Origin of the sequence: Pseudomonas sp. HB05, from assembly GCF_016756915.1 — a bacterium.
Lineage (GTDB): Bacteria > Pseudomonadota > Gammaproteobacteria > Pseudomonadales > Pseudomonadaceae > Aquipseudomonas > Aquipseudomonas alvandae.
Genome location: NZ_JAESPG010000002.1, coordinates 131,683 through 157,918, shown reverse-complemented (window position 1 = coordinate 157,918; position 26,236 = coordinate 131,683). Strand labels below are relative to the sequence as shown.

The following is a 26,236-nucleotide window of genomic DNA, read 5'->3' as shown; positions in this document are numbered from 1 at the left end:
TTTGGGGGGCTGGCTTCCGTCCCGGGCATCACCTACGGAGCATTCTCAGGCGCCCCCGCGTTCATCTTCAAACTTTCAGGGCTGCCTGCGCACAGGCCATCCATCACTAGGTCCATCAATCTGTCGAGACGAGTACGCCATTGGCACTGGGAATCGATTTGCCATATGCCGGCCGTGGCCAGGAAAAAGTCGTCGTGGGTGACGCCGCTGCGAATGGTCCCGGCCTCCTCATTAGCCCTCAGCAGTAGCTCGGCTGCCGCCTGGACTGGCGCGTATCCAGATTTCCCTGGGAATTCGTAGGCAGAAGCGGCCTGTCGTATCGCAGTCGCAAGCCCGGCCTTGGTCATTGCATATTCAGCGAGGCAGCTCATCCATTCTCGGAGCGCCTCTTTCGGTGGTTTTGTCGCGAGCAGTTGTTCGGCCAACGCGGCCACCTGCTGCATTTCGAATTGATAAACCTCGAACACCAGGCTTTCCCGGGTAGCGAAGTGTCGATAGAACGTGCCCTGTCCTACCCCGGCTTTCTTCGCGATCGTACTCAGCGGCACTGCTGGATCGATCGTCAGTTCCACCACCGCGACCTCCAGTATTCGCTCCCGGTTTTTCTTGGCGTCGGCACGCATTGCCGATTCGTCATTCCTAGGCAAGATTTTTCCTTCGCGCATTGCAAAGCGGACAATTGTCCGGTAGATTTTTTTACATAAGCGGACACGTGTCCACTTATGACCTTCACTGGAGTCTACTATGAACGGCACTGGCAATACGATTCTCGTTACTGGCGGCACCTCCGGCATAGGCCTTGGCCTGGCACTCAGGCTTCACAAGGCGGGCAACAAAATCATCATCGCGGGACGTCGCCAGGCTCTGCTCGACCAGATCGTGGCCGAACATCCAGGTATTGACTCCGTCCTGCTGGACGTCTGCGACCCACAATCGATCCAGCGCAACAGCGAAGCGCTCGCGACCCGCCACCCGAACCTGAACGTTCTGATCAATAACGCTGGCATCATGCATTGGGAGGATCTGACTGATTCCGAATACCTGGGCACAGCCGAAGATACCGTGACGACGAACCTGCTTGGCACGATTCGCATGGTGTATGCGTTCATTCCCCAACTGCTCAAGCAACCCAGCGCAACGATCGTGAATGTCAGCTCGGCCTTGGCGTTCGTGCCGCTGCCTGCAACACCGACCTACAGCGCAACCAAAGCGGCCGTCCACTCTTTCACCCAGAGCCTTCGTGTCCAGCTGGAAGCTTCGCCAATCGAAGTCATCGAGCTTGCGCCACCGGGCGTGCGCACCACCTTGCTCGGGCAGGAAAATGACGAACATGCCATGCCCCTGGACGAGTTCCTGGATGAACTCTTCGAGCTGCTCGAGACCTCTCCGACCCCGCGAGAACTGATCGTCGAGCGCGCCAAGCCCTTGCGATTTGCTGAAGCAAGCGGTTCACATGAAGAAGTATTGAACACGCTGGCGGGGTACAAACCTCCGGCAGAATGAGACGCGTAGGAACGCTTCTGTATTCACTGCTTACCCAGCGAAGCATCGACGGGAATATCCAGGATAAACGTCGCTCCCTGCCCAACCCCATCGCTGCGCACGGTCAAGCTGCCGCCCATTTCCTGCGCGGCGAGTGCGCAGCTGTGCAGGCCGAAACCGTGGCCGTCCTTGCGAGTCGTGAAGCCATGGGAAAAGAGGCGCGCCATGTGCTTTGGCGCGATCCCCTTGCCATTGTCGGTCACCGTGATACGCAATGCTGCCTCGTCAGCGAGGAATGCGCTGAACGTGACGCATGGGCTGCGATCGGTCACGCCGTCCAGCGCCTGCCTGGCATTGCGGATCAGGTTCACCAGAATCAGCAACACCCGGTGCCGGTCCAGCGGCAGCAGAGGCAGGTCGGCGATGTCCTTGACCACCGTCATCTCCTGGCGCGCCCGGGATCCAGCACTCATGCGCAAGGCATCATCGATCAACTCCGGGACCGGCACGGTCTCGACCACACTCACCGCAACGGCGTAGGACTGCTGGGCAGCGACAATGGTCTTGATGTGGTCAATGCCCTTGGTCAGTTGCCCGAGTTCTTCGATGATGCTTTGTTGCTCTTCCGCCACGACTTGCGCCAGCTTGAGCAGGTAATCGGGCAGCATCTTTCCCTTGTGGTCGTGGGTCAGGAAATCGCTCAGGTCATGGACGTGTTCGTTCATCAGCTTAGCCACCTTGCCCAGCCCCTGCGCCTTGGACGAGCGCATCTGACTGCTGACCAACTCTGCCGATACGTTCACGCTGTTGAGCACGTTACCGACGTTGTGCAGCACCGTGGTGGCAATTTCGGCCATGCCCGCCTGGCGCGATTTCGCATGCAGCTCGGTCTGCACCTGGCTCATGCGCAGCGCCGCGCGTACGCGAGCCTGGAGCTCCAGCGGCGAGAAGGGTTTGGCGATGTAGTCATCGGCGCCACTCTCCAGCCCGGAGACACAGGCCTCGCTGCCGCCGCGAGCCGTCACCAGGATCACAGGCAGATGGGCAAAACCGGCGCTGGCCTTGATCCTGGCTGTCAGGCCAAAGCCGTCGAGGTTCGGCATCATCACGTCCGAGACGATGACATCGATGGGGCGACGCTGCAGGATTTCCCAGGCCTGTTCTCCATCCGTTGCGGTGACGACGATGTAGTCGTTGCGCAAAAGTTCGCTGAGATAGGTAAGCATTTCAGGGCTGTCGTCTACGACCAGGACTTTGGATCGCGAGGCGTATTCCGGGTGCTGTCCATCGTCTGCGCCTGGCGCCGAAGCCAAGTCGTTGCGATTACCCTGGCGGCCATCGTCGAAACGCAAGTGGCGCTGCTCGGTTGTGCTTGCGGTGTTCGCCGACGATCGCTCGTACACATCGCTGGCTTCGGCCGGCAGGGTGTTTTGTCCATCCCCTATCGGGAGTCGAACGAAGAAGCGCGAGCCCCGCCCGGGCTCGCTGCTGACGCCGACTTCGCCGCCCATCAGTTCGGCCAGGTCCTTGACCAGGGCGAGACCGATGCCCGTACCGCTGTAATGGCGCGTGGCGGAATTGTCGATCTGGGAAAAACGCTGGAACAACAACGGTAATTTGTCCGGCGCGATACCAATGCCCGAGTCTTGCACTGCGAACTCGAACCGCTCGCCCTCCATCGGCGTCGCTGCCAGGTGCACCGTGCCGCCAGCGGGGGTGAACTTGATGGCATTGCTCACCAGGTTGAGCAGGATCTTCTCGAAGTGTCGAGGGTCCAGGAACACCGTGCCGAGCGCGGAATCGATGCTGCAGGTCAAGCTGCAGCCTTTACCCTCGGCCACCATGGCGGCATCTTCGGCCAGCACCCCAACGACCTTGTTCAAGTCAATGAGCGTTGGACACAACTCGAACTTGCCCGCTTCGGCCTTGGAAAAATCGAGGATGTCGTTCACCCGGTTCATCAAGCGCAGCGCGTTGCGTTGGGCGCGCTCGATTTGCACGCGCCAGTCGTCCGGCGGAGTGGTCGCCGCCGAGAGCTGCTCCAGGGGAGCGAGGATGAGGGTCAGGGGTGTGCGCAATTCGTGGCTGACCGTGGCAACGAAATCGCTTTTCGCCTGGTTAGCCGACTCGGCCTGGTTGCGCGCCTGGATGAGTTCGATGGCCTGCGCCTCCAGCTCCTCGGTCTGCTGGTGCAGCGTATCGGTCCGTTCGGCGACCATTCTTTCCAAAGAGGCCTGGACTTGCTGTCGTTCGGCTTCGGCCTCGGCCTCCAGCACCCGGATGCGCAGGGCGTTCTCCTGGAACACCCGTACGGCGCGGGTCATGACGCCAATTTCGTCGCCGCGTCCGGCACTGGCGATCTCGGCGTTCAGGTCGCCGGCCGCCAGCCGACGCATGACCGAGGCCAGGGCCACGATGGGTTGCGCGATAAATCGCGAGGTGCTCCAGGCAATGGCGCCGGCGAGCAGGATGGCCACGGCACCGGCCACGATCGTCGCAAGCATGCCGCGATCATTGTGGACCAACGCGTCGGCGCGCGCTTCGCCGGCAAAGCGCGCCACCAGCAAGCCGGCGCTCCGTGCCTCGTTGCGAACCTGGTCGCGTGCGCCGCCCAGGGCATTGCTCGCCTGCTGGAACCGGGCGAATGCTGCCCGGTAGCCGGCAATCTGGTCGCTGACCGTCAAGGGCGTCGCCTTCGCTTGCAGCCCGACGGACGAAGGAAGAACGCGCGCGAGACGGGAAAGTTCATCCAGGATAGCGCCGACAGAGGTGGCGATCTCCGCCGACGGTGACAGGCGAAACGATAAGGTCTGCGCCTCCAGCGTGGCGACACGCTCGGCGAAACGCTTGGACAACGCGGCTGCATTGTTCAGCAATCCGGTGGCCGCTTGAATGTCGCTCGCATCATGGGCAACACGCCCATCCACGTCACCCAGCATTGCCTCGAGGCGCTCGGCCAGGTTGCCGATGGCGGCGAGGTGCCGCAAGGCCTCGCCTCCCCGGAGCTTGGGCGCCTCGCCAAGTTTCTCTACCGTCGCACCGGTTGCGGTGATCGCCGCCACCAATTGGTCCAGGACTTCTATCTCCTGTGGCGCCCCCATCACCTCACGTAATTGTTCGACCACGGGCTGGAGTGCCGCGCAGGCATCACGCGCCGCGCCGGCGGCCGTTCCATCATCGTTCACCAGCAGCTTCGCCACATGGGTGGTGATGATCTGTTCGCCGTTGCGCAGGACATCCAGGATGCGGTGGGCGCTTTCGATGTTGCTCACCCGCGCCGTGTGCTCGGCGGCGCGAGAGCCAAGACGCTTCTGGCCATCGACGATGCCTTGCTCGACAACCGTCGCCGCCTCTCGCATCCGGCCGTAGTGGGCCGTCATGTTCTCCGTTTCGCCATCCATGGTCAGGGTCGCCGCCCGCAAGACCGTGATCGCCGCGGAGAGCCTGTCCAGCCCGCCCTTGAGCGATTTTGCCTCGGCCACCGGAATGGCAGTGAGGCTGGCGATCGCCGTTGCGACCATGCCTTCGGCCTGGGACAGGCTTTCCTGGTCGCGGGAGGCGATGAAATTTTCCACCCGCTCGGTCGCTCCGTTGACCGAGGCCAGGATCTCCGCGGAATGGCTGGCGGAATCCACGGCACGCACCATGCCCCGCAGGCCGTAGAGGTTCACCAGCGATACCGCCAGCATCAGGAATACCAGCGCGGCGACGGCCAGCCCGATCCTGACAGCAATGGGCCTGTCAGTGGCGAGTCTGAATGTCACCATCGCCCCTCGCCTCCTGATTCTCTACCCGCCATTACTGCTTCGTCACCTCCGGCAAAGGCGTCGGCGGCGCCGGCGTATTGTTGATGGCCGCATCGATCATCGCCGCTACGGAAGCCTGGCTATACAAAGGATTGGCAGCGCCGCCCACCGGCATCGTGGCGAGCCAGGCATCCAGGTCTTTTGCATCAATGCGTACCAGCGGCACCTCAACGAACTTCGGTACCGATTTACCCGCCAGAATCTGCTGCGCCACCCAAAAACCCACCTGGGAGACGCTTGGCGAGGCGGAAACGGAGACGGTCTCGTAGCCATTGGCATCGCGCTCCTGTTTCCACAGGGCAAGTTCGTCCTGGCGGTTGCCCATCACGATGATCGGCAAAGGGCGCCCCGCCGCCTTGAACGCCATGGCCGCGCCATAACCGTCGCCGCCCTGGGTCGCGACCGCATCGATGCTGGGCAGCGCCGGCAGCGCCAGCGCCACCTCCTTGCGGGCGACGGACGCCGTCCAGTTCCCATAAACGGTCTTGGCAAACTTCAGGCCCGGATAGTCGCTGGCGGCCTTGCGAATGCCGTCGCTGATGTTTTTATCGGTGGCATCGCCGGCAATGCCGCGGATTTCCAGCAACGTTCCATTCCCCTTGAGGCGCTTGGCGATGTAATCGATTTCCACCCGGCCCATGGCCGCCCAGTTGTAGTCCACGGTATAGACACAGCTTTCGGTAACCAGGCTGGCCATGACGACCACCACGATGCCAGCGTTGCACGCATCACGGATCACCCCGTCAAGAGCGGTGTCGGACGCGGCCAGGATCACAATGGCGTTGACGCCTTTGACGATCATGTCCTGGATATGGGCGGCTTGTTCCGACGCCGAGTTGTTGGCGCTGACCACCGGAGCTTCCCGGATCAAGCCCTCCTTCTGCGCCTGGACCGCAATTTCCTCCCAGTTGCGCACCATTACCTTGCGAAAATCGCTGCCCGCGTAGGAGTTGCTGAAGGCGATGGTATAGCTTGCGGTTGGGCCACTGGCGATGCCGCTTTCGGCCGCTTGGGCTGGATGGGTGGCGAATATCGCCAGTCCGGTCATGCAGGCGGCGAGGCGCCACAAGACTTGGTGGATCGGTTTAGTGTTCATGCCGCACTCCTTGCTTGGGATCTACTAACCGTAATCCACCTGCATCTGCCATGAGCATAGTCTCGACGCGCCCGCTTCGCGCGCCACATGATGGATTTCATCCAACGGAGCGCGTCACACCTGGCCTGCCTCCTCCGATCACACGCTGCCCTTCAGCATTGTTCAGTACTCGTTCTTCACCATTTGGATACATCAGCGCTTGCATCCAGAAACTGCGGCTACACTCGATCCTGCTGGCCAAGAAGGATCGACGGCAGCCGTGAGTTTTCGTTGGTCCCGTTGAACTATTTATCTTCGAGACAAGGAGCAGTCATGACTTCGCTAGACTCACTTCAGCAAAGACAAATCAATCTTACCCAGGCGTACGTGGTGAACAATGCGGCGCTGTCTTCGCCGGATTGGAAAAACATGAAGAACCCTTCGCCGAGCCAGGTCAAAGACAACATTCTTACGCGCCTTAATGGCTCCAAGGTTGGCGGCGGCTATGGCGTAGCCTGGGGACCCGCCCTGGTCCCGGATGGCGAGCATGTGGCTCACATCACGGTGGTGCTCATCGGCGGGCAGAACGAAAACGATATCGTCGTGGTGACGAGTGGGACCCTTGCCGATTCCATCAAGGATCAGATAGATGATCTTGATATTTCTCCAATGGTGCCGCTGCAGAACCTCATCAAGAACTGCCCAGTACCGGCTCACGTGGCGCAGGGGACTGCGGACGGCGTAAACGCGATATTGGGTCAGGAATCGAAAATCGGCAGCCAGGGCAAACTCTGCGATTTCCTGGCAAAACAGCGCAGTGGGGCAACGATCCGGTTGGTCGGGCATAGCCTCGGCGGTGCCTTGATGTCGGTTCTTGCACTTTATTTGAAAGATAAATTTTCGAACTTTGATTTCCACTGCGAAACGATTGCGGCGCCTACGGCCGGCGACGGTGTTTTTGCGAGCTATTTCAATCAACAGATGGCCGGCAATGCGCTACGCATCTACAACACGCTGGATGTCGTTCCGATGGCATGGTGCGCAACCTCTCTCGACTTCTCCTTGACGCTTTATGAGCCCACCAACGTCATCGATGAAAAAATGAAGGGAATGGTTTGCTCCAATATCGATACCATCACCCGTAATAACTTGAACTACACGCAATGGGGCATGGGCGGCGCAAACATGGAGCTGCGGCTCTGTGGGGAACTTCAATCCCCGTGCCCTAACTACGAAGCGCAATCCGGCTATCAGCACATCTACGAATACATGACGCTGCTGGGGCTGCAGCTAGGTGATATTCCGATGCCGGCGCCGTCTGGCAGCTAGGGCGCAGTTTCATCGATCAGGGAAGAAACGGGGACAGGCCACGATTATGAGACGGTCCGATTACAGATAAGTCCAAATCGTGGTCTGTCCCCGGTTTCCAACCCACCTGCATTGCCAAAACGCCCCTCTCCTACAGCCGCCGCCTACAACGTCCATCTAGCTACGCATCCTTGCGCCTTTGCCTACAACTACGCCAGAATCCGCCCGCTTGTGCGCCTTGTCCCGGGGCTCTATTGTCTTCCTGCCACTGCCCATCAGTGGTCGGGTTTAGTAGCCCGAGGTAATCGAAGTTGTACAAGCGCGTCTCAAACAGGGTCCTACCCTGTTCTTGATGGTGGCTGTACGCAGGGCGCTCAGGCGCGCCGGCTTCTTCGGTTCCCCGGTCTACTAACCTGCGTACAGCTGCCACCCCTTTGTTTAGTAGCTTCGGGGTGTCGGCACCACATTCGGAACCGAAGCTTATGTTCAAAATAACCCCGAATCCGCCAGAAGCAGATTCCATTTCCAAATCCGCAAAATCCAAAGCCAAGCAGCACGACGAAACCACCAAGCGCGTGCTCGATCACTACTTGCTACCGAAACCGGATAAACCCAAAGACGCCCCCAAACCGGGACAGCTATTCACCGTCGCGAAAGGCCTCGATAACGAATGCCTGCTCGCCAACCTTAGCGAAACCCTGGCTTCGGCTGATGCCATGGTGAGTGATCTGGCGTTTGATCTGGATGGGGCACGGCGTCATGTAGCGCTGGGGATTCAGCAGTTGATTGAGTTGAGTTCGTTATTGGCGAATCGGGTATTGGATAACGTGGAGCCGCGGCAGTAGGATTTATTCCTAAACGGAAAAACCCGACGTTTTGCGTCGGGTTTTGATTTTTCTATCCGTAGGAGTAGGCGAATAACTCTAAATTGCTTTCAAATTTTTCTTCTGCACTTCATCACATTCCTAGCGGTAGGCCACAAACGGTGATGCAAGCGCCACCTCGCATCCAGCGGAACAAACTCATGATTAGGCTGTTACCGAAGAATGAGCTCCAAGAGCTTTCCATGAAAGCTGAAGCAGACGGTTTGGCGCTGAGTGATATTGCCGCCACGTGTGTGAAATTTGATGTTGCCCCACAAGATGTGCTGAACGAGCTGTCCATCGCGATTGCGGAAGGCTATCTACAGGGGACTTTGAATTATGACTTTTGCGACGGCGTCATGAACGGGATCATAAACGCTGTGGTTGAAGTGGGAATGACCAATGACATGCCTCAGCCCGCTTTCTCCCTTTACCAAGCGTTCGACCAAGGTGAGTGGATCCGCAAAAGCGATCCGCCGGAGACCGACCCCAATGAGAAATATGTGAAGCCGATCGTCCTCGAAATAATGCGAACCCTCGATACAGCATCAAGCAAGCGTCCATATGAACTTTGAAAAACCCGAAGCGCTGAGAGTCCAGCAACGATGCGATGCGCTCGACGAGCACGACTTCCGAATGCACAGTTCCTTTTTCCTTTTTCCTTTTCTCTTTTTCGTCTGCTTCCCTGCTCGCTAATGCAGAGATTTTGCCGTTGGCCGGATAGCAGAGCTATCTTCAATAAAATCAGACAAAAACGGTCAGTCAAAAAACTCCATACCTGCATACGGCTGGCGCCGGCATTGCTCAAGCCTTGAAGCTAGGCTGCCTACATGTACTTCCAGGCGATGCCCATCGGGATCCGAAAAATAAAACGAGTTGCCTTCGCTCGAGTTGGATTTCCACTCAATTACGTTACGAAGCCGCAAGTAAGCGGCGACTTCTTCAAAATCGTCCTGCCCCACCGAAAACGCATAGTGGGTGTAATCAGGCTGTTTTTCCGCCACGCGGCTCTCGTCGACAGACAGACAAAGCCAGAGGTCACCGAGGGAAAGGTAAGCTCCCGTCTCCCAGCGGGCAGCCAATCTAAAGCCGGGAAGAGCCACATAAAACTCAATACTGAGAGAAAGGTTCGCAACCGCCAACGTCAGATGATTCAAGCCAGTCAACATGAGCATCTATCCAGAACCAGTCCATGAGAACGGTCGAGGATAACAATATCGACTTTTTCGACACAATCGGTCGTTTTTTGCCTGTTGTGAGGAGCAGCATACGATCCATGGCTGTCATTGTTGTATGAAAGTAACGAAGCTGGTTTCCATTTCGACGCTTGCAGAGTAGAAACGGGGACAACCACGATTATGAGACAGTCCGATTACAGATGAGTCCAAAATCGTGGCCTGTCCCCCGGTTTCCCTCTCAATCGTAGGCCTATCGAACCAGCTGCCGTATCCCAAGAGACAAAATCAAACCACCGCATAATCGATCAATAGCTTTTTTCCTCCTTCGATACGCTGAAGCAATCCCAGGTTGCGAAAGAGCGATTGCGACCACTCCGTACCAAGTCATCGAAACCACCGCTACGACTGCCAGCATCGCCAAAAACGTGCTGGTTGAAACGTGCGTGGGGGCCGCCGCTGAGAAAATAGCGGCATAGAAAGCCATGGATTTAGGGTTGCCGATGTTTGTAACGACCCCCTGAATGAACGACTGCCGAGCGTTTGCGACGACTGCATCATTGCAGGGGGCAAGCGCGCTCTTCCCCGCCTTGAGCAGCAGTCGGAATCCAAACCACATCAAATAGGCTGCGCCCAGGACTTTTACGATCAGCGCCGCCCAAGGGAACGCAGCAAATACAACGCCGATACCTGCGATTGCGCAGGTTGCCCAAAATACATTGACCAATACGATGCCTGCTACCAAAGCCAAAGCTTCTGCGCGCGTCGCAGCAACCGCCTTGTGTACTACTGCAACGAAATTTGGTCCTGGAATGACGACACCGGCCAGGTATACCAAAAAGACTGTCAAAACGGCGGGACCATCGATCATGTCATTCCTTTGCGAGTGTTGTGGCCGGGGACGGTCATCATTCATTTCAAAGCCGGCTACGGCTCCAACGTACAACGAAATAAAAGTTCGATACAGGGCTTTTAAGCCTCGTTGTGTTTTTACACACTCGCTTCACAAAGTGGAAACCAGACCGAGCCCTGTCTATTGTCTTTGGCGACGTATAGCCATCGGAGACATGGACATGACTCAGAGCACTTCGCCCGCCGCTTCAGCCGTGCGGAACACAGGCACGGTAGCCACGACCCTATGGGGCTCGGACACCGTCGCAGGTATCGCGGTCGATCCGGACGGTAACATCTGGCTGGGCGCTTATAGTCGCCTGGGACTGGGAGGCGAAGAGGATTCAGGCTTTACCGGCAGCCTGGTCCGGTTCAATGCCGAGGGTCGCCTGGACCGCAACTTCAGTGGAGACGGTAAGTCCCTCCTCCCTGTGTCGCTCGATATCGAGGACGGCGGGAATGCCGCCGTGCAGCCGGGAGGGAGCTACTTGGTGGCGCAGTACGTGAAAGTCGGCGACGCCTGGGTGTCGGGCGTCAGTCGCACCTTGGCCGACGGCAGCCTCGACACGAGTTTCGGCAATGGCGGCACCGCGACAGTGCCCTTCTACTGGAATGACAATCTTGGCCAGCAAGCGTCGTTCTCCGTGCAACACGACGGCAGTTTTTTCGCAAGCGCCGGGTATCCCTCCGGGGAGATCTATATTGCTCGTTTCGACGCGACGGGGACCTTGGTCTCGTCTTTCGCTGAGGCTGGGGTCCTGCGCCTGCCAACGTCCGTTGGTATCCACCCCGGCGGCACGATTGACGTTTCGCTGCAGGGAGACGGGAAGGTATTGGTCACGGGACAAGATACCCTGACCCGCCTCAACCCGGACGGTACGCTGGATAGCACCTTTGCGAATGGGGGCAGCCTGGTCCTGGATGTTCATGCAGACGCGCTCGTCATACAGGATGACGGAAAAATCCTGCTGGCGGGCGCCTCAGGTGGCGTGGCGAGCGTCATCCGACTCAACGCCGACGGTTCGCTCGATACCGATTTTGGTGATCAGGGTCAGGTGCGTTGGGGCTCGGAAAGCGCTCCCTTCGCGGTCGCCGACATGGTCGTGCGGGCCGACGGCAAGCTGTTGATTGGCGGAAGCCAAGGCACGAGCGCGGACGGCTATCTGGCCGCCCTGGTCCAATTGAACCCCGACGGCAGCCTGGACCACAGTTTCGGCAATCCCGACGACGGCTATCACCACCTTGACGGTGGCCGCGAGGATGACTTCTTGCTGGGTACCGCGTCGTTCGACGATGCGATCCTTGGCGGGGCCGGTAACGATCTGCTCGATGGCCAGCAAGGTCGCGACCAGCTGACGGGCGGTGTTGGGGCCGATACGTTCCGTTACGAGTCAGTCACCGACAGCTACCGAACCACAACCACGGCCCATAGCGATCGAATCACCGACTTCGACCCCAGCACCGATACGCTCGACCTCTCCTCCCTGGGCTTCCTCGGGCTGGGTGATGGACATGACGGAACCCTGGCGATACGCGTCAATGAAAGCGGGACGCGGACCTACCTCAAGAGTTTCGAAGCCAATGCGCAGGGGGAACGCTTCGAAGTGGTCTTCGACGGAAACCTGGGCCAAGCGCTGGATGAAACCAACATCCTGTTCCAGCAAGCCAGGTTGATGGGCACCGAAGGGGTTGATCAATTACAAGGCAACGCTCGGGGCGAAATCATCGAAGGGTTCGCGAGCGACGATCGCCTTTATGGCGCGCTAGGGAACGATGCATTGATTGGCGGAGAAGGCCGGGACTTATTAACGGGTGGCGGCAACAGCGATGTGTTCCGCTTCGACACACTGAGCGACAGTTACCGTACCGATACCGAAAACCACGCTGATCGCCTGATGGACTATACCGCCGGTGAAGACACGATCGATGTGTCCGCCCTAGGCTTTACCCGACTGGGAAATGGCTACAACGGCACGTTGGACGTGGTTTTCAATCAAGCCAGGAACCTGACGTACTTGAAGAGCTACGAAGCCGACGCCTCCGGGGCGCGATTCGAATTGAGCCTGACAGGGGATCACTCCGGTTACCGTAACTTGGACATCACCTTCGCGCCCTCGGAAGAAGAAGTATTTCAATTGATCGGCGTCGCTGACTTCCAGGTTTAGCGCGGCCAACAAACGAGAAAGGAGCAAAAACCCAACAGTCCGAGCAAGGCTGCCAAAGAGAGGCACGTCAAAAAGCAGCAGAGTTGAACCGTCGAAACGACTGACAACCACTGCTTGGAGACCTGTCATGACTCAATTCAATCCAACCCCTGATGAAGTTGCAGGCAAAGTAGTCCTGGTGACCGGTGCGGCCAGTGGCATTGGTAAAGCCATTACCGAGCTGCTCCATGCCCGCGGTGCCAAAGTAATCGCCGAGGACATCGACCCGTCTGTAAACGACCTGGAGCGAGACGGCATTGTGCCCTTCGTCGCGGACATCACCGTGGATGGCTCCGCTGAAAAAGCCGTCGCCCTGGCCGTCGGGACGTTCGGCAAGCTGGACGTGCTGGTCAATAACGCAGGCCGAATTCTCTACAAACCGATCGTGGAAATGACGCGCGAAGACTGGACGTGGCAGATGGAAACCAACGTCACCGGCGCGTTCCTGCATTCTCGCGAAGCGATGAAGGCAATGATGAAAAACAAATCCGGGGCAATCGTGAACATCGCCTCCTACGCCTCGTATTTTGCGTTCCCCGGCATCGCCGCCTACACCGCCTCCAAAGGCGCCCTCGCCCAACTGACGCGCACCCAGGCGCTTGAAGCAATCGAGCATGGCATCCGGGTAAACGCCATCGGCGTCGGCGACGTGGTGACCAACCTGCTGAACCACTTCATGGACGACGGCCGCGGTTTCCTGGAGGAACACGGTAAATCGGCCCCCATCGGCCGGGCGGCGGCGCCAGAGGAAATTGCCGAAATCGTCTCCTTCCTCGCCTCCGAACGCGCCAGCTTCATCGTCGGGTCGGTGGTCATGGCTGACGGCGGCATGAGTATTCCCGTGGGCTGATGCTGGTCCTGATCCGCGCGGTGCGGCGTTGTCTGCACCGCGCTTTTTTTGGACACCGCGATGACGAACACATCGGCAAAGGGCTCACTTGCGATAGTGGCTCGGCGTCACGCCCACTTGGCGTTTGAAAACTTGGGAAAAATGGCTTGGGCTGCTGTACCCCACGTCCAGGCCGATATCGATAATGCTGCGATCCGTCTCCAACAGAAGCTGCCGGGCACGGGCCATTCTCAGTCGGATGAAAAACTGCGAAGGCGAGTGCCCCGTCGCTTTCTTGAACAGCCGGCTGAAGTGGAATTCGCTCATGTCGGCTGCTTCGGCCAACGCCCGCAAGCTGAACTCCTTTTGCAGATTGGCTTCCATGTCCGCCAATACGCGTCGCAGTTTATAAGCCGGCAAAGCATTGCGACGGGCGATATCGTCTGCCGAATCGTCCAGGTACTCACGGGCGAGGTGAACGGCCAGGCACTGCGCCAGTCCCTGCAAAAAGAGTCCGCTGCCCCGGTGGCGAGTGGTCAGTTCCGCGCGGAACTGTTCCAGCAGCATGGACAGCACGTCGTCACGACCACCCGACACCTCGCGCAAACGGACAGCACCAGGGCCGCCGAGCGTCTCCTGAATGGCTTTCTCCAGCAGCGCGATGCCCAGGTAGATATGCATCACGACAAAAGCGTCTGCGCCAGACACGCTCCAGCGCATTTCGTAGGGCTCAGCCGATGTGGTCAAAAAGAAATCGCCCTTGGACACGACGCTGGTTTGCCACTCGCCGCCCAGGCTGCGTTCCTGCACCGCCGCGGTGCCTGACATGATCCATACCAGCAAGGGCTCAGCGACGGCTGGGACGATAAAGCCTTCCTCCTGAGGCTCGCGGTTGAATATCTGCACCAACACGTCGCGGCCGGCCAAATCATCCGACGCCGCCAAGCGCTCGCCGCGAATATAAGCCTCCAACCCTTGGGGAGAGGTTCGTTCTATTGGCTTCATGCTCATCAGCGCCCCTTTATCGATACCCCCGGCCAGCGCGCCTGACGTTGAAAAATCTATTTCTAAGCGACACCTTTCATACGCCAGTACACCGTCGCCGCCATCACCAGCACGACAATCACGACCACAAGACCTGGGTGTTGCAGCGTGTGCCAAGGCAGCCGCCCGACCCGAAGTTTAACGGCGCGCCATGCTCGTGCCCAGATGGAAACCTTACCGCCGCTCAGCGCTTGGTTGGTGAAATAGAGGACACCAAGGAACACAGCGACCGCGCTTCCCCACCGCAACCATGCAGGGCCGCCGGACCATATGTACGCCAAGAAGGCGGGCGCTGCGCCGGGAAGGATGTGGCGCAGCAACAGCAGCCCGGCGCCCTGTCGGTACCAACGGCGCGGGACCAACCACTGGCTGAGCAGCACGTCCAACCGAGCCGCTGTCACGGCCACCAGCGCCCAGATTCCGTAGGCCTTCATGCCGACCCAGTTCACTGCGATCATCAGCACCGGCATGATAACCGCCGAACTCAGCCCATCCTTTCTTATCAGACCGGTGAACACCGACGTGATCAGCACCACGGACAGCGCCACCCACAGGAACAGGTAGATGCCTCGATAGCTCGTCGGGGGTAGCCAATCCCGCCAGTTGTCGACGGGTTGCAATCCAAGCTGCCCGGGCACCTCTGGATACTGATATTCGATCGCTTGAGCGAGCTGGGCAAAACGTTGCCAGTCACCGCCGTCAAAGCCATCGGCCAATTCACGGCGGTCACCGTCCGCCATGGCTTTCAGCAGCAGAGCGGCCGGCTGCCCGTAGACTTTATCGGTTTCGAACCTGGTAAGGTCCGCCCGCACAGACTCGGCAAAGGCTTGCGCCTCGCACCGTCTGATCAGGCGGTCCCAACGCCAATATTCACAAGGCAGCGTGGCCTGGGCTTCATCCCACCCCATGACCTTGCACACCCCATCGAAAAAGGCCGGCGACCAGCCTTCCGCGGATTCGAGCCATTCCAGGACGCTCAGCTCGAACTGCTGGCGGCGCTCGAACGGCAACAGCCAGTCACTGGCCAGCCAAACGCGAAGCCCGTCCATTACCTGGCGGTCCCGGCCCTCGGCCAACCATTGCTGCATCTGCTCAAGGGACGGTTGCGGCGGGCTGATGGACGTTTGGACGTCGATATCGTCCAAAGAAATGGCGAGCGCAGAGGCCTGCACAACAGTGGGAGATGAGTCCGGGGTTGGCTCGCTGACATCTAGCGAAACATAGCTGCCTTCATCTTCAGCCTGCGCACGCCACTGTGCCTCGGCCAGCGTCGCCTCGTACGCTTGGCGCAGGCGTTGGAACTCATCAGGGTTTTCGTCAGGACGATGGACTTTTAGCAGCCGTGCATAGGCGCGCTTGATACTGCGCTCGTCCGCGTCGGGGGCAAGGCCCAGCATTTGCCAATGGCTCATGACTTACCTCTCCATCTCGAAGTGGGCAAGGCGCAGGCTGATGTCGCCACGGGCTTCGCGGATCCGGTGTTCGTCCTGGGTGTCGAGCATTTGCTGGAAGTGGTTCGCCAGCGCGGCAATATGGTCTCGCCCGTCGCCAAGGCTTTCCTGATACAGGCGGTCCAGCCGAGCCAGCAGCAACGTATTGACCTGCTGGTCCCGCGGATGCACTTTCAATGCTTCAAGGGCGGCCAGCCGTCGGGCGATTTCTTCCGGGGCCAGCACGCCAGGGTTGTTCTCGATGACCAGCCGACGAGTTTCGCCATTGATCGGCAGATGCACCTGGGCTTCGAGCAGGCCGTTGTTATCGTAAGTGAAGCGCACGTCCAGGGTGATCTCCCCGGCCTTGCGCGGCGGCACTGGGATTTCCAGCTCACCGAGAAAAATATTGTTGGCCACCAAACGGCTTTCGCCCTGGTAGATACCCAGCCTGACCACTTTCTGGTTGTCGCTGAGGGTCGACACGTTACGGGAACGACTCACCGGCACCACCGTGTTGCGCTCGATGATGGGCAAGTAGTGACCGCTTTGGTATTGGTTGCCCAGCTGTACCGAGGTTTCGATGCCCAGCGTGTAGGGGCAGACATCGGTCAGCACCACTTCTTCCAGGGAAGCATGGCGTGCTTTCAGTGCCGCCTGGATAGCCGCGCCCTGCGCCACGACTTCGTCCGGATTGAGCTGCATCGCCGGGATCCGTCCGAACAGCGTCGCCACCAATTTGCGCACCAGCGGCATGCGTGTGGTGCCGCCGACCAACAGTATTTCGTCCAGGTCCGCGACCTTGATCCGGGCATCACGCAGCGCGCGCTCGATCGGCGCACGCAGGCGATCCATTAACGGCTGGGCGATGTTCGCCAGATCGCTCTGGGTCACTTCCAGGCACCACTCGCGTGCCTGCTCGCGCAGCACAAAGCGCGCAACCGGCGCCTGACCCAAGGCATGGCGAACACGTTGCGCCTCGCGCCGCAATCGCTGCGCCATGCCAGGCTGGGACGTATCAGGGAGATCGGCGGCGCCGATGCTGGCGATGAAATGCTCGACAAGTCGATCATCGAAATCTTCGCCACCGAGGAAGTTGTCGCCGGCACTGGCGCGCACCTCCATGACCCCTTCGAACAGCTCCAGAATGGAGACGTCGAAGGTGCCGCCACCCAGGTCGAACACCAGGAAGGTGGCCTCGTCCCGCTGTTGCAGGCCGTAGGCCAACGCCGCGGCGGTGGGTTCGTTGATCAGTTTTTCGACCTTCAGGCCCGCCAGCTCTCCCGCAATACGCGTGGCCTTGCGCTGGGCATCGCTGAAGTACGCCGGCACGCTGATCACCGCTTCGAGAACGGGCACGCCCAAGGCACGCTCGGCGTCAGCCTTGAGACTGCGCAGCAGCATCGCCGAAAGCTCTTCCGCGCGGTAGGCCCGCCCGCCCAGCAATGTTTCACGGGCACTGCCCATATAACGCTTGAACAACGACGCGGTGAGGTGCGGATGGGTGTGCAGCCTTTCCCGAGCGATATCGCCGGCGATCAACTGGCCATCGTCGTCGAGGCCAACGACGCTCGGGGTAAGAAGATTGCCAAGGGCATTGGGCAATAGCCGGGCGTGTTCGCCGTCCCAGGCCGCCACGAGGCTGTTGGTGGTGCCCAGATCGATACCTATGATCACTGTCACTTTTCCTTGATTGACACGGTCGGCCAGCAGAGCACCGCATTTCGGCTCAGTCAATACTGATGCGGACGCGGTTCGCGGATTCATGACCGGGGGTATCGGCGGCGTGGGCGGTGGCTTTAGGTATTGGCGCCTGGAGATTGTAAGGTTGACCGCTTACATTTTTTCATCGTAGAAGGCGATGCGAAGGCCAGGCCTGTCCTTGGAAATAAGGATATTGATGCGATAGCTTCGCCCACTGCCCTGGGCATCGCGCAGTGTAATGCCCGTATCGCCGATCGGGAGGATTTCAGAATCGTCCCACCAGTCCATCGTTTGTGGAACGGCCTGAAGAACCTCGTTGAGGATGGACTTTAGAATCGGGCTTTTCCCGCCTGTCAGATAGTCATGGCGCGCCTTGAGCAGTACAAGCCTCGCGGCGGACTGCCAGTCTTGAATCTTGACGCCTGGTACAAGCATTTTCGACAGCGGCCGGGCGCCGAGTACCAGGAGCGCTCGATACGGTGATGCCGCACCCTTAGAGCAGCGGAATGCTGTAGCTTACAAAAACCCGGTTCTGGTCTTGGTCACGGGCGGCTTCGCTATTGGATTTACCGTTGCGCCAACCGAAGCCAACACCTTTGAGCGTTCCTGACTGAACGACGTAGTCCAGAAAGATATCCCTTTCCCATTCTTTCTGAGTGTCACCGGATCTCGTCTTGATGTTGTCACCGGAGAGGTACATGACCGAGGCTTTCAGGCCCGGGATCCCCAGGGCGGTAAAGTCATAGGCGTACTGACCGAATAGCGTGCGCTCCCCTGCACGGGTGAAACTCTGGATCAGACGATCTGTATACAGGTACAAGGAGCTGCCTCCTGCGCCTTTATCTACCAGGCCACCCTGATTGAGTTGGGTGAAGCTGCTACCGTCCGAGACGCTTTGGTAGCCGGCCGTTATCGCATGAGCGCCGAGGCTATAGATCAATGCAGCACTCCAGAGACGATTGTCGATAACGCCATCACCGTTTTTGGTGTAGCCGCTGATTCGGTAGCCCGATGTACCGGAGCTGTTTTCACCTGACGCGTCAGTCCTGAAGTAGCGCAGGTCGGTTTTCAACGATTGGCTGTCCGAGAATGCGAGCGTATGCGTCAGTCCGAAAAACTGCTGGTTATAGTAGTTTTCGAGCTGGGCATAGTAGTACTGAGCTGTCAGGTCCTTGGTGACTTTCCAGTCGCCCCCGGCGAAAGCGAACTGGTTGCTTTCACGCGTACCGCCCATAGCGGCGAGCCCTGTCCGGTCAGTTGAAGCACGACCGGTTGCGTGTTCAATTCGCCCACCCGTCAGGGTCAGGTCCTTGAACTCGCTCGAAGTGATTTGGCCGCCCTCGAAGGTTTGCGGGAGCACCCGTCCATCGTTGGCGACCAGAATCGGAAGTTTCGGAATCAAGGTGCCGTAGCGCAGTTCGGTCTTGGACATCTTGACCTTACCGGTCAGCCCCAACCGGCTCCACTCGTCGACGGCGCGGTTGTCGCTGTCCGAGGGAATCATCGAGCTGCCAACATGACGTCCCTTGCCAGTGTCCAGGGTAACGCCCAGCAACCCAAGGGCATCAACACCAAAACCAACGGCACCCTCGGTATAACCCGACTTGAAGTCCAACATGAAGCCCTGCGCCCACTCTTCGGTTTTCGAAGGGGCAGCGACGCCATCGCGATTGTCATTATTGAAGTAGAAGCTCCTCATGCCCAAGGTGGCTTTGCTATCGCTTAGAAAGTCAGCAAACGCCTGGCCACTGAGGGCAATGCTGCCAGACACCAATGTTGCAGATATTTTCTTCAGGCTCACTTATAACGCTCCTATTTTTATTATTTGTATGTGATGGAAGCGACCACGACCTAGCCATTCGAAGCCAAACGGACAATGGCATCGCGACTGCCTGCCTGCTCTCGAAGTAAAAACTTCTGGATTTTTCCGGTTGCGGTTTTCGGCAACTCCATAAAGACCACTCTGCGCGGACATTTGAATCGGGCCAGACGCGCTTGGCAGAACTCCATTATTTCTGCTTCGGTGGGAGGCTCGACACCCGTTTTCAGCTCGACAAACGCGCACGGTACTTCCCCCCATTTGTCATCAGGCTGAGCGACCACCGCGGCATATAGAACAGCGGGGTGACCATGGATGGTCTCTTCGATCTCGACCGACGAGATGTTCTCCCCGCCGGAGATAATCACGTCTTTGCAACGGTCGGTAATTTGGACGTAGCCGTTGGGGTGAACGACGGCGACGTCCCCCGTATGAAACCAACCCCCTTCGAAAGCTTTTCGGGTTGCACTGCCATTCTTCAGATAGCCCATCATGACGGTATTGCCCCTGAGCAGTAGCTCACCCGTTGTCTGACCATCCTTTGCTACTGGCTGCATCGTATCGGCGTCAGCCACCATCGAAGCCTTCGAAGGCGGCTGCACGAGCCCCTTGGCGCACTCGCATAGCGCCTTGCTCACCGACCGTCAGATCATCCCAGCCGTCTTGCCAGACGCAACTGATCGGCGTACCGGACACTTCAGTAATTCCATAGACGTGGTCAACATCGAAGCCTCGTGAAACCACCGCGTTGAGTACGCTGGCCGGAGGTGGGGAACCGGCGGTCAGCACTCGGACCGGAGTCTTGAGCACGCGGCGATCTTCGGCATTGGCAATCATCGCCATGACAATCGGCGCCGCACAGAAGTGATCGACACCGTGGTTATCGATCGCATCAAACACCGTCTCTGCGCACACTTTTCTCAGGCAGACGTGCGTACCGGCCGCAGCCGTGATCGCCCAGGTAAAACACCATCCGTTGGCGTGGAACATCGGCAATGTCCACAGGTAACGAGGCGCCCGCGTGAGCGGCCAGTTGGTCATCTGCAGCAGACTCATGAGGTAAGTGCCACGATGGCTCGCGACCACGCCCTTTGGATCACCGGTTGTACCGGAGGTGTAGTTGAGTGCTATCGGCTGCCACTCGTCATCCGGCCATACGCCTTCGAAATCAGGGTTGCCGCTGCGGATGAAGGTTTCGTAGTCAGTGTCCCCGACACTCGCGCAAAGTGACGCCAGGTGATCATTGATATCAATCACCATCGGGCGATGCTCGAGGAGCGCTAGTGCGGCATCCGCCAGCGCAGCAAACTCTCGATCCACCAAGAGCAACTTGCATTCGCCATGACGCAGTATGAACGCCACACCTTCGGCATCCAGCCGGTAATTAACCGCATTGAGTACCGCGCCGCTGAGGGGGACCCCGAAATGCGCTTCGAGCATGGCAGGCGTGTTAGGAGACAGAATTGAAACGGTGTCCCCTGCTCCCAGGCCTTTTTCGCAAAGCGCCGAGGCCAGTCGATAGCAGCGTCCGCGGGTTTCTCGCCAGGTTCGTTGCAGTTCGCCATGCACCACCGCTACCCGATCCGGGTGCACAAGGGCTGCCCGATCCAGAAAACCAAGTGGCGTCAGGGGCAGATGGTTGGCCTTGCAGCGATCAAGCCCACTCTCATAAGCACCAGGCTTCATGACGTCGTTTCCTTATTATTGTGATGAAAAGTGCAGAACGCGCTCACCGGCTCCCGATCAGTGACCAAGGTGTTCTCGATACTGGTCTCGTTGGCGTATCCAAGGCTCATTCCGCAAACCAGCATTTGATCCGAAGGGATCGCAAGGACTTGCGAAATGACCTGGTGATATTTCAAAAAAGCGGCTTGTGGGCAGGTGTGCAGATTCCTCCCGCGCGCTGCCATCATTACGGCCTGCAAAAACATTCCGTAGTCAAGGAGGCTGCCCTCCTTCAACACCCGGTCCATGGTGAAAATCAGGCCGACGGGAGCGTCGAAGAACTGGTAATTGCGGCCGTGCTGCGCATGCATCCGCTGCTTGTCGCCCTTTGCAATGCCCAGCAGCCCATAGAGTTCCCAGCCGACTTGCCTTCTCCGATCCACATAGGGTGAAGTCCACTCGCGTGGGTAGTAGTCGTAGGCATCTTCAAGGTCGCTGCCCAGTGATGGGTCGTTGTCAATTTCCGCGATGGCGCATGAAAGACGGGTCTTTGCTTCTCCAGTGACGACATGCACGCGCCAAGGCTGCATGTTCACGCCCGTTGCGCAGAACCGAGCGATATCAAGGATCGCTTCAATGTCTTCGCGCGGTACGGGAGTGGGCAAGAAAGCCCGAATACTGCGCCGTGAAGCGATCGCCCAATCAACCGTTTGACCAAGCAGTTCAGGCGGTATGGGCGGTTTGGATAAGCGATTCATTTTCATGCATTCAATTCCACGGATTCAGCTACAGGCGGGTGCATCCCTCAGTTCGACAGGGCCGGGGATTTCCTGACTTGAGTAGAGTCGGCGCGCGACTGATTGATCAGGGTCACGGCGACAGCGCCGATGAGGCCGGCCAGGCTGATGGCCATGAAGTTTTTCTCAAGTGCAAGATTCAACGACACCAGCCAGCCAATCAGGACAGGGGCGACGATTGCGCCTATTCGTCCCACACCAGACGCGAAACCCACACCGGTTGAACGAATCGATGACGGGTAGAAATCGCCCGCGTACGCATATGCCAGCAACTGGGTCCCTAGCGTCGATGCGCCGACAATGAACACCACAGGAAACAGCAATGTCGTTGAACGCGTATAACCCAGAATAGTGAGCGCAATCGCACCGACGATGTAGAAGCAGACCAATACGTGCTTGATGTTCAGCTTGTCGCTCAACCACCCTCCGCCTATTGCGCCGGCAATGGCCCCCACGTTGAAAACAATCACAAAGTTCAGCGCAGAACCCAGGCTGAACCCCGCCATCGCCATCAGCTTGGTTAGCCACGAGTTAAGGGCGTAGACCATGAACAGGCCCGTCATGAACGCAGCCCAGATCATTACCGTGCTAAAGCCCCGACCTTCCTTGAATAAATTACGAACGGGGGCTTCCTGTTTATCCAGTACGGTGGCGTTCCCGATCATCAGCGTGTTTTCGTCGATAACCAGAGCTGGGGCCAGTTTACGAGCGATCGCCCGTAATTCGTCCTGACGTCCGCTCTTGAGCAGGTAGCCGATGGACTCAGGTAGGGTCTTCAGGATCAGAGGGATCAGCAGCACGGGCAGCAACGCCACATAAAACACCCACTGCCATCCGTGACTCTCGATGAGTTGCTTACCCGTCAGGGCAACCAGAATTCCGCCCACGGAGTACCCGGCGAAAACCAGGGTGACCAGCCGAGTACGCAGTTTGAGCGGAGAAAATTCACCCATCTGAGCGGTGCAGATGGGCAGTACACCACCGATGCCAAGACCCGCGATAAAGCGAGCAACGCTGAAGCTGATCGGGTCACTGGTGAGGCCTGCCGCCGCCGTGAAAACACTGAACAACGCCACGCAGATGGCGATCATCCTGGGCCGCCCGATACGATCGGCCAGCGTGCCAAGAAAAATCGCGCCCAACATCGTTCCGAAGAGCGCAGAGCCTGCCATGACACCAGCGCTGGTTGGATCGATGTTCATGTCCTTCATGATCGCCGGGAGGGCTGCACCGACGACGGCGAGGTCATAGCCATCGATGATCAGGATAAGCACACACCAGAACAGGATGAGCCCATGGAAGCGGTTGAACTTCGACTCAACCGCGAGCGTATTGACGTTTACCGGCTGCATATCGCGTCTCCTTCGATCTTGTTTTTGTTTGTGAAGTGCGAAGATTTGCTGGCTCGCTTGATAGGCGATGCCAGGGCTACCTGCAGCGCATCGTAGGAGTTGCCTTTGCGGCGGCCTATGCCCGACGACATCGTTGTGCGTGACCGTTTTGGACACCCATGACTTGCCAAGCATGATCGGGCTGGTCCTGGTCCGTTGAGGTTTGGGGGGATGAAGCGAGTGGCAGATCACAGCAGGTAATCTGGCGGGGAAGCAGTGCTTTTTATAACCGCAAGAAGGGCTTTTAACTCTCGCCCGATTCGTCAGCATTGGAGCGGCGGTAAGCGCCGGGACTCACCCCCGTCCACTTTTTGAATGCTCGATGAAACGCACTGCTTTCCTGGAAACCCGTGAGGGTAGCCACTTCAGTCACGGTCATATTCGGTTGGCACAGCAGATTGATCGCCATGTCACGGCGCAGATTGTCTTTCAAACGCTGATAACTGACCCCATCGGCCTGGAGCCTTCGCTGGAGCGTCGAATAAGACATGCACAGCGTGTTCGCCATCTTGTCAAGTTCTGGCCATTCCTCCGGATCGAGGCCTCTCAATCTGAGGCGGATCTGGGCGCTAATACTGTCCTCGTTACGATATTTCACCAGCAGACTGGCAGGCGACTCTTTCAAGAATGCCGATAGGCTGGCTTTGTTTTGCGCGACCTTGAGGCTTAGAAAACTGCGTTCGAAACGAACCATCGTCACTGGCGCACCAAACTGAATGTCTTCACAGAAGCGCATCCGATAGTCGCTATCGTCGAGCGGTCGATTCGGCCTGAAGCAGAGCTCTTTTATGGGAATGCGTCTGTTACCCAGCCAGCAGAGCAGTCCATGGACCAGGATCAGCCATGTTCCATAACTGAAGAGACGACGTTCAATGCCGTTGTCATGGATAACGATGACGGCGCAGTCGCCATCAAAACTCAGCTCACCGTGAATATCGTCCAATACGAGACGCAGGAATTTAAGGATGCGTCGCAGCGCTTGCTCTAACGACTCGCAGTCAATCGAGGACTGGCACATCAATCGGAAGCTGCCCCGTCGCATGGGATGGCTATCGATTGCGAAAAACTCGTCGTCGAGCAGATCCGAGAGCGCGACCCACAGGCGAGAAAATGCAGCGGCCGAAACCCTCGCTTGAGGAGAAGTGAGGAGTACCGGGTCGATACGTGCCTGCTGCAATACGATGGAAGTGTCCAACTGGCGTCGCAATGCGCCCTCGAGGGCCTCATGCACCAGTCCAATTGAAGTCGTTCCCTTGTCCTGGATGAGCACGCCCATACCTCTCTGTCGGTGAGTGACTGCTGACCTGATGCTGACCTTCAAATCTCTTCGGCAGATCCTGCTTTATGCAACCCGGCGAGCCTGAGTTCTCTGTCTACGTTCCGATTTCCTGATATTACCTGTCAACCCAACCCTCCCCCAGGCTTGATGGCAGGCCTTGCTCGTTGTCCAAAACATTCAACCACGCTAAGGCTTTTGAGCATTGTCGAGGCCACTGACCACCGACACCATTGACTTAACAATCTTCGGTACGTTGAGTTCAACGCTACAGAATCCAGGGGCTACCGTGGCAGAGAAAGAGTTGTATTGGGAAGACCTCCCGGCAGGCAGTATTTGGACGGCCAAGCAATCTGCACCTATCACAACGCAAGAGATCATTGCCTTTGCCGCCGAGTACGATCCTCTCGATATTCATATCGATCCTGACCTTGCCCGTTCGAGTCCGCTTGGGGTGCATTGTGCCAGCGGGGTGCAAACCTTCGCTATCTCGCAGCGGTTGATGTGCGATGCCCTGTTGCTTCAAACAAATATCGTGGCGGGTGGCAAAATCGACGGTTTCAGGATGGTTGCTCCGGTAGTGCCCGGAGACACGCTCAAACTATCCGCTCGAGTCGTTCGATCATTTATCCACGCGTCAAACCATGAACGAGGTTGGGTCGTGTTTAAAGTCGATGTCACTACGAATGAGGGGAAAACAGTTCTCGTCTATGAGGTGACAGTATTGATAATGCGCGGGGGCGATCAAGTTTAAATATGACGAAGCGTTTTTGAGGGGCATTCACAGAAAGACCGCCACTACCGAATGCGTTGGCAATCCAGCTGCTAAGCTCATTCCTGCTCCAGACCATAACCAACAACAATTTCAAAGAAAGGGAAGGCAGCATGACCACGGCTCAGCCCCCGGCAACGTCAACGTCCGCGAAATGGCGCTTCAAGGCGGGCATCGCCATTCTTTGTCTAATGCTCGCGTTGTGGTTGTTGGTGCCGCTGGCAGCGGCTGCGGATGTGCCCCGCTCCACCATTGCGGCAATCACCGGCGCCCTGTTCATCATCAACAAGGTGCTGTTGCTGTTGGTCATCGCCGTGATGGGCAAGGCAGGTTTTCAAGAGCTCAAGCAGCATGTGTTCAGCTATGTGTCGGGACTTGTGCCGAGCGCGGAGCAGGAAGTCAGCGTCACCCGCCACCGTATTGGCCTGGTGATGTTCTGCTTGCCGTTGGTGTGCTCCTTTCTCGAACCCTATGTCGATACCTTGGCACCCGGTCTGCGCCCCAACAGCTGGGCATTGCAACTGCTTGGTGATGCGCTGCTGGTTGGCAGCTTCTTCGTGCTGGGTGGCAATTTCTGGGAGAAATTACGCGCGCTGTTCATTCGCACCGCACGGGTCGTTGCGACTGACCCGGCCTGAGCCAACGCCGGATCGCGTCTCCCTCGCGCTTTCTGTATTTCTTTAACGGCCATGACCTGCAGGTGCC

20 protein-coding genes and 4 pseudogenes are annotated in these 26,236 nt (G+C 58.2%); 8 read left to right on the top strand and 16 right to left on the bottom strand.

Annotation, left to right across the window (positions count from 1 at the left end; genetic code table 11):
• Positions 1–32: 32 nt before the first annotated feature.
• On the bottom strand, positions 33–623 hold the full coding sequence (locus JMN22_RS03250) for a TetR/AcrR family transcriptional regulator (protein WP_198795783.1): 591 nt from the start codon (positions 621–623) through the stop codon (positions 33–35).
• 121 nt (positions 624–744) lie between these two features.
• Between JMN22_RS03250 and JMN22_RS03245 the strand changes: the two genes are divergently transcribed.
• Positions 745–1,503: an SDR family oxidoreductase gene (locus tag JMN22_RS03245; protein WP_198795782.1), complete on the top strand. Its 759-nt coding sequence runs from the start codon at positions 745–747 to the stop codon at positions 1,501–1,503.
• Positions 1,504–1,526: 23 nt separating this feature from the next.
• On the opposite strand, the pseudogene JMN22_RS26770 reads toward JMN22_RS03245, so the two are convergent.
• The 4 genes and pseudogenes from JMN22_RS26770 to JMN22_RS03235 form a co-directional block, all read right to left on the bottom strand.
• Positions 1,527–1,868 (bottom strand): annotated as a pseudogene (locus JMN22_RS26770) (ATP-binding protein); the annotation flags it as partial.
• A gap of 519 nt (positions 1,869–2,387) precedes the next feature.
• A pseudogene (locus JMN22_RS26765) lies at positions 2,388–2,723 on the bottom strand (response regulator transcription factor); the annotation flags it as partial.
• A gap of 213 nt (positions 2,724–2,936) precedes the next feature.
• Positions 2,937–3,986, bottom strand: a pseudogene (locus JMN22_RS26760) (sensor histidine kinase); the annotation flags it as partial.
• A 1,294-nt stretch (positions 3,987–5,280) separates the two neighbouring features.
• Positions 5,281–6,384, bottom strand: a complete 1,104-nt coding sequence (locus tag JMN22_RS03235; RefSeq protein WP_198795780.1) for an ABC transporter substrate-binding protein — start codon at positions 6,382–6,384, stop codon at positions 5,281–5,283.
• A 312-nt stretch (positions 6,385–6,696) separates the two neighbouring features.
• On the opposite strand from JMN22_RS03235, the gene JMN22_RS03230 reads away from it, so the two are divergent.
• The 3 genes from JMN22_RS03230 to JMN22_RS03220 all read left to right on the top strand — a co-directional run bounded on the left by JMN22_RS03230 (position 6,697) and on the right by JMN22_RS03220 (position 9,109).
• Positions 6,697–7,692 (top strand): lipase family protein, encoded by a 996-nt coding sequence (locus tag JMN22_RS03230; protein ID WP_198795779.1) that lies wholly within the window; start codon positions 6,697–6,699, stop codon positions 7,690–7,692.
• A 461-nt stretch (positions 7,693–8,153) separates the two neighbouring features.
• Positions 8,154–8,516, top strand: a complete 363-nt coding sequence (locus tag JMN22_RS03225) for a DUF6124 family protein (RefSeq protein ID WP_030141764.1) — start codon at positions 8,154–8,156, stop codon at positions 8,514–8,516.
• A 221-nt stretch (positions 8,517–8,737) separates the two neighbouring features.
• The gene (locus JMN22_RS03220) at positions 8,738–9,109 is read left to right on the top strand and encodes a hypothetical protein (protein ID WP_198795778.1); all 372 of its coding nucleotides are present in this window, start codon (positions 8,738–8,740) and stop codon (positions 9,107–9,109) included.
• 183 nt (positions 9,110–9,292) lie between these two features.
• On the opposite strand, the gene fos is transcribed toward JMN22_RS03220, so the two are convergent.
• A complete protein-coding gene (gene fos, locus JMN22_RS03215; RefSeq protein ID WP_198795777.1) occupies positions 9,293–9,703 on the bottom strand; it encodes a fosfomycin resistance glutathione transferase in 411 nt (136 codons plus the stop codon).
• A gap of 259 nt (positions 9,704–9,962) precedes the next feature.
• Positions 9,963–10,580 (bottom strand): LysE family translocator, encoded by a 618-nt coding sequence (locus tag JMN22_RS03210; RefSeq protein WP_030141767.1) that lies wholly within the window; start codon positions 10,578–10,580, stop codon positions 9,963–9,965.
• Positions 10,581–10,782: 202 nt separating this feature from the next.
• Here JMN22_RS03210 and JMN22_RS03205 point away from each other — a divergent pair, with 202 nt between their 5' ends.
• Together JMN22_RS03205 and JMN22_RS03200 are read left to right on the top strand one after the other, a co-directional pair.
• Positions 10,783–12,765, top strand: coding sequence for a M10 family metallopeptidase C-terminal domain-containing protein (locus tag JMN22_RS03205; RefSeq protein ID WP_198795776.1), 1,983 nt, complete (start codon positions 10,783–10,785; stop codon positions 12,763–12,765).
• Positions 12,766–12,892: 127 nt separating this feature from the next.
• Positions 12,893–13,654, top strand: coding sequence for an SDR family NAD(P)-dependent oxidoreductase (locus tag JMN22_RS03200; RefSeq protein ID WP_198795775.1), 762 nt, complete (start codon positions 12,893–12,895; stop codon positions 13,652–13,654).
• An 84-nt stretch (positions 13,655–13,738) separates the two neighbouring features.
• Here JMN22_RS03200 and JMN22_RS03195 read toward each other — a convergent pair whose 3' ends face one another.
• The 9 genes and pseudogenes from JMN22_RS03195 to JMN22_RS03155 all read right to left on the bottom strand — a co-directional run bounded on the left by JMN22_RS03195 (position 13,739) and on the right by JMN22_RS03155 (position 24,759).
• Complete coding sequence (locus JMN22_RS03195) at positions 13,739–14,638, bottom strand: helix-turn-helix domain-containing protein (protein ID WP_198795910.1); 900 nt, start codon at positions 14,636–14,638, stop codon at positions 13,739–13,741.
• A 62-nt stretch (positions 14,639–14,700) separates the two neighbouring features.
• On the bottom strand, positions 14,701–16,089 hold the full coding sequence (locus JMN22_RS03190) for a J domain-containing protein (protein WP_198795774.1): 1,389 nt from the start codon (positions 16,087–16,089) through the stop codon (positions 14,701–14,703).
• Between the two features lie 3 nt (positions 16,090–16,092).
• A complete protein-coding gene (locus JMN22_RS03185; protein ID WP_198795773.1) occupies positions 16,093–17,784 on the bottom strand; it encodes an Hsp70 family protein in 1,692 nt (563 codons plus the stop codon).
• A 159-nt stretch (positions 17,785–17,943) separates the two neighbouring features.
• Positions 17,944–18,246, bottom strand: a complete 303-nt coding sequence (locus tag JMN22_RS03180; protein WP_198795772.1) for a hypothetical protein — start codon at positions 18,244–18,246, stop codon at positions 17,944–17,946.
• A 58-nt stretch (positions 18,247–18,304) separates the two neighbouring features.
• Positions 18,305–19,612 (bottom strand): OprD family outer membrane porin, encoded by a 1,308-nt coding sequence (locus tag JMN22_RS03175; protein WP_198795771.1) that lies wholly within the window; start codon positions 19,610–19,612, stop codon positions 18,305–18,307.
• Positions 19,613–19,662: 50 nt separating this feature from the next.
• Positions 19,663–21,316 (bottom strand): annotated as a pseudogene (locus JMN22_RS03170) (AMP-binding protein).
• On the bottom strand, positions 21,313–22,059 hold the full coding sequence (locus JMN22_RS03165) for a nitroreductase (RefSeq protein ID WP_030141775.1): 747 nt from the start codon (positions 22,057–22,059) through the stop codon (positions 21,313–21,315). The pseudogene JMN22_RS03170 and the gene JMN22_RS03165 overlap by 4 nt, the downstream one beginning before the upstream one ends.
• A gap of 41 nt (positions 22,060–22,100) precedes the next feature.
• Positions 22,101–23,444 (bottom strand): MFS transporter, encoded by a 1,344-nt coding sequence (locus JMN22_RS03160; RefSeq protein WP_198795770.1) that lies wholly within the window; start codon positions 23,442–23,444, stop codon positions 22,101–22,103.
• 283 nt (positions 23,445–23,727) lie between these two features.
• Positions 23,728–24,759, bottom strand: a complete 1,032-nt coding sequence (locus JMN22_RS03155) for an AraC family transcriptional regulator (protein WP_198795769.1) — start codon at positions 24,757–24,759, stop codon at positions 23,728–23,730.
• Between the two features lie 289 nt (positions 24,760–25,048).
• On the opposite strand from JMN22_RS03155, the gene JMN22_RS03150 reads away from it, so the two are divergent.
• The gene (locus JMN22_RS03150; RefSeq protein ID WP_030141778.1) at positions 25,049–25,513 is read left to right on the top strand and encodes a MaoC/PaaZ C-terminal domain-containing protein; all 465 of its coding nucleotides are present in this window, start codon (positions 25,049–25,051) and stop codon (positions 25,511–25,513) included.
• Between the two features lie 131 nt (positions 25,514–25,644).
• Complete coding sequence (locus JMN22_RS03145) at positions 25,645–26,169, top strand: transporter suffix domain-containing protein (RefSeq protein ID WP_030141779.1); 525 nt, start codon at positions 25,645–25,647, stop codon at positions 26,167–26,169.
• The last annotated feature ends 67 nt before the right edge of the window (positions 26,170–26,236 follow it).

Coding starts and splice junctions, on each gene's coding strand:
- JMN22_RS03235 (WP_198795780.1), bottom strand. CDS start 6,384: ATGAACACTAAACCGATCCACCAAGTCTTGTGGCGCCTCGCCGCCTGC.
- JMN22_RS03230 (WP_198795779.1), top strand. CDS start 6,697: ATGACTTCGCTAGACTCACTTCAGCAAAGACAAATCAATCTTACCCAG.
- JMN22_RS03250 (WP_198795783.1), bottom strand. CDS start 623: ATGCGTGCCGACGCCAAGAAAAACCGGGAGCGAATACTGGAGGTCGCG.
- JMN22_RS03165 (WP_030141775.1), bottom strand. CDS start 22,059: ATGAAAATGAATCGCTTATCCAAACCGCCCATACCGCCTGAACTGCTT.
- JMN22_RS03220 (WP_198795778.1), top strand. CDS start 8,738: ATGAAAGCTGAAGCAGACGGTTTGGCGCTGAGTGATATTGCCGCCACG.
- JMN22_RS03195 (WP_198795910.1), bottom strand. CDS start 14,638: ATGAAGCCAATAGAACGAACCTCTCCCCAAGGGTTGGAGGCTTATATT.
- JMN22_RS03155 (WP_198795769.1), bottom strand. CDS start 24,759: ATGGGCGTGCTCATCCAGGACAAGGGAACGACTTCAATTGGACTGGTG.
- JMN22_RS03210 (WP_030141767.1), bottom strand. CDS start 10,580: ATGATCGATGGTCCCGCCGTTTTGACAGTCTTTTTGGTATACCTGGCC.
- JMN22_RS03205 (WP_198795776.1), top strand. CDS start 10,783: ATGACTCAGAGCACTTCGCCCGCCGCTTCAGCCGTGCGGAACACAGGC.
- fos (WP_198795777.1), bottom strand. CDS start 9,703: ATGTTGACTGGCTTGAATCATCTGACGTTGGCGGTTGCGAACCTTTCT.
- JMN22_RS03160 (WP_198795770.1), bottom strand. CDS start 23,444: ATGCAGCCGGTAAACGTCAATACGCTCGCGGTTGAGTCGAAGTTCAAC.
- JMN22_RS03200 (WP_198795775.1), top strand. CDS start 12,893: ATGACTCAATTCAATCCAACCCCTGATGAAGTTGCAGGCAAAGTAGTC.
- JMN22_RS03225 (WP_030141764.1), top strand. CDS start 8,154: ATGTTCAAAATAACCCCGAATCCGCCAGAAGCAGATTCCATTTCCAAA.
- JMN22_RS03145 (WP_030141779.1), top strand. CDS start 25,645: ATGACCACGGCTCAGCCCCCGGCAACGTCAACGTCCGCGAAATGGCGC.
- JMN22_RS03180 (WP_198795772.1), bottom strand. CDS start 18,246: ATGCTTGTACCAGGCGTCAAGATTCAAGACTGGCAGTCCGCCGCGAGG.
- JMN22_RS03190 (WP_198795774.1), bottom strand. CDS start 16,089: ATGAGCCATTGGCAAATGCTGGGCCTTGCCCCCGACGCGGACGAGCGC.
- JMN22_RS03245 (WP_198795782.1), top strand. CDS start 745: ATGAACGGCACTGGCAATACGATTCTCGTTACTGGCGGCACCTCCGGC.